Consider the following 2567-nt stretch of genomic DNA (forward strand, 5'->3'; position numbering starts at 1 on the left):
GCCCGGTCGAGCCCGGGACCGGGATCGGGCTCCCCGACGGCGGGCAGCGGAAGCGGCGGCGCGGTGCGCGGCATCGGCTGGTCGGCGCGGGTGCGCCGCGGCTCGCGCTGCCCGCCATCCTCGCGCGGCTCGCGTTCCTCGCCTTCCTCGCGTTCCTCGATCGCGGCGATCAGTTCGGCGTGGCCCGAGCTTCGCACCGCGTCGGTCAGGGCCGTCGGCACGGTGGACATCAGCCGCAACACCGGCGCGAGTTCGCTGCCGAGCCGCCGCACCAGGGTGGGTACCACGGCGGGATCGGCCAGGGTGAAGACGGCCCTGGCCACGGACGGATGGATGGTGTTCACGGGATCCCTCCGGTGCGATGGCACGACGGGTGCGACGGGGTGCGACGGGTGCGGTGGGTGCGGTGGTCGGTCGCGTCGACCGGCCCGGCCCGGCCCCGATCAGACCGCTTCGCGCAATGCTCCCAGCGCGTCCCGAATCACCTCGGGGTTGCGCGTGTAGTAGCCCAGTTCGCCCGATGTGTAAGGCAGTTCGGCGACATACGCGTCGGCCGCTTGATCGAGGGTGCACCGGTCCGGGCCGACCACCTCGCGGATGATCACGATGCTCTCGGCCAGACCCAGCCCGCGGCCCTTGAGCCACTCCACCAGTGCCGGCATGCCGGCGCGGGCCGCCGCCCGACGTGCGTCGGGGAGCAGTTGCCCGAGCCAACGCAGTCGCCAGGCGTAGCCGTCGACGGCGGGCCCGGCGCTCTCCTCGGCGAAGACCGGTTCCAGTGCGGTGAGCAGCCGGCCCATGAACTCCTCGGCGGTGCCGCCGATGTCGGGGTATTCCTTGACGAACTCGTCCCAGTCGGCGTCCTGGTCGACGAACGTCGCGGCCGAGACGCGCCGTCCGGCCCAGTGCGGCTCGCCGGCGACCAGGGTGCGGTGCAGCAGTTCGGCCCGCAGCGGCGTCGACTCGGCCAACAACACCGCGTCGTAGAGGTCCTTGCCCTGCGGATAGGAGTCCGAGAGCAGCCACAGCAGTTTCCAGGCCAGCGACTGCTCGGCGGTCGCGGCCAGGATCCGGTGCGTCCCGGAGCCGTCGCGGCACGGCACGTCGGTGTATTCGGCCGCCGTGGGCAGCGACTCGTTGAAGACGAAGTCGAGTTGCACGATGCCCGACGGCAACCCGGCCGCCCGCCAGGGCAGTACCAGGCGCCGCCCGGGCACCCGGTCGTAGGTCCAGATCTCGTCGTCGACCGCGCCGGCCGCGTCGATCCGCACGTCGCCGGCCGCGGCCGAGCGGGCGTCCGCGCCGCGGGCGATGTCGGCGAACATGCGTTCGGTGCGCGGTTCGACCAGTTCCCACGTGGCGGGCACCACGACGAAGTCGAGGTCGCCGGGCTCGCGGGCGGCCGGGCCGTACCAGGCCCGGAGCAGCATGCTGCCGCGCAGCACCAGGTGGCCTGCCCACGGCGATTCGGCCACCGCCGCCAGCACGTGGTCGACCGCTCGGCGGCGGGCATCGTGCCAGCGCTCGGCGGTACCCGGCGCGGCGAACCGTGGTTCACCGGCCCGCATCGCGCTGCCGTACTGCTTGAGCGCGGGGTCGAAGATCGGCCGCCGGCGCACCCCGGGGTCGGCCACCGACACCAGCGTGCGCGGCAACTCGCGTTGTTGCCGTGTCTGTTCGTCCAACGGCCCGGCCGGCAGGTCGTCGTCCTCCCACGGCCCCCAGCCGATGGTCCGCCAGGTCTTGCGCTCGCCGCTGTCGGTCATCGCCGCTTCCGTTCGTCGTAGCCGTCTCGGGCCGGCGCCGGGCCGCCCGCCGGATGCCGCGAAGTGCCGCCGCGTCAGGCCGGATCGGGCCGCTCGGCGGCGGTCAGGTCCTTCGCGTACCAGATCTCGGCGTACTTGCCGTCGTTGTACGCGGGCACCTCGCGATAGCCCGTCCTGGTGTACAGCGTGCGGGCCTCGATCAGGTCGAGGCGGGTGTCGAGCACGATCCGACGCACGCCCAGGGCACGGGCGGCATCCTCGACGGCGGCCAGCAGGCGTCGGCCACCGCCGGTGCCGCGCAGGTCCGGTCGCACGAACACGCGGGTCAGTTCCGCCGTGTGCTCGTCCCGCAGCAGCAGCCCCGCGCACGCGGCCGGCTCGGCGCCGTACCTGCCGATCAGGAAGAGCCCGCGCGGCGGCGCGAGATGGTCGCTCGGCGCGTCGGCGAGACCCTCCTCGATCTCGGTCGGGGTCGAGTCCCGGCCCTCGTGCAGCCGGTAGTAGCGGTCGCTCACCTCGATGAAGTACATGCGCAGCAGCGCGAGCGCCTCGGGCGAGTGCACCGCGCTCGGGGAGATCGTCCAGGTCTGCGTACCGGTCGTGGCGGGCGGTACGGGCGTGGGCGTGGGCATGGGAAAAGTGTTCCGCACCCGTCAAACCGTTTGCCGACCGGGTGCCGCGGCCGGCCCCGGGCGGTCCCCGCGCGCCCATCCGGCGGCGCGGCCCGCGCGGGCCGCGCCGCCGGACCGTCACCAGCACTCGGGCAGCGGCTTGCCCACCGCGTACCCCGCCCGGCTCTGG

General features: G+C 73.9%; 3 protein-coding genes. All 3 read right to left on the reverse strand.

Translation table 11 applies throughout. The annotated features are described in order from the left end of the window. A partial coding sequence (locus ACFXMF_RS47405) for a hypothetical protein (RefSeq protein WP_380021312.1) occupies nucleotides 1–344 on the reverse strand: 344 nt, incomplete at its 3' end. A 99-nt stretch (nucleotides 345–443) separates the two neighbouring features. After that, entirely contained in the window at nucleotides 444–1766 is a 1323-nt protein-coding gene (locus tag ACFXMF_RS47410; RefSeq protein WP_360310911.1) for a nucleotidyl transferase AbiEii/AbiGii toxin family protein, read from the reverse strand. A gap of 74 nt (nucleotides 1767–1840) precedes the next feature. Continuing rightward, nucleotides 1841–2398 carry a GNAT family N-acetyltransferase gene (locus tag ACFXMF_RS47415; protein WP_379992733.1) on the reverse strand — a complete coding sequence of 186 codons (558 nt, stop codon included), beginning with the start codon at nucleotides 2396–2398 and terminating at the stop codon, nucleotides 1841–1843. Nucleotides 2399–2567 lie beyond the last annotated feature (169 nt).

It is taken from the genome of Embleya sp. NPDC059213 (assembly GCF_042754445.1).
Lineage (GTDB): Bacteria > Actinomycetota > Actinomycetes > Streptomycetales > Streptomycetaceae > Embleya.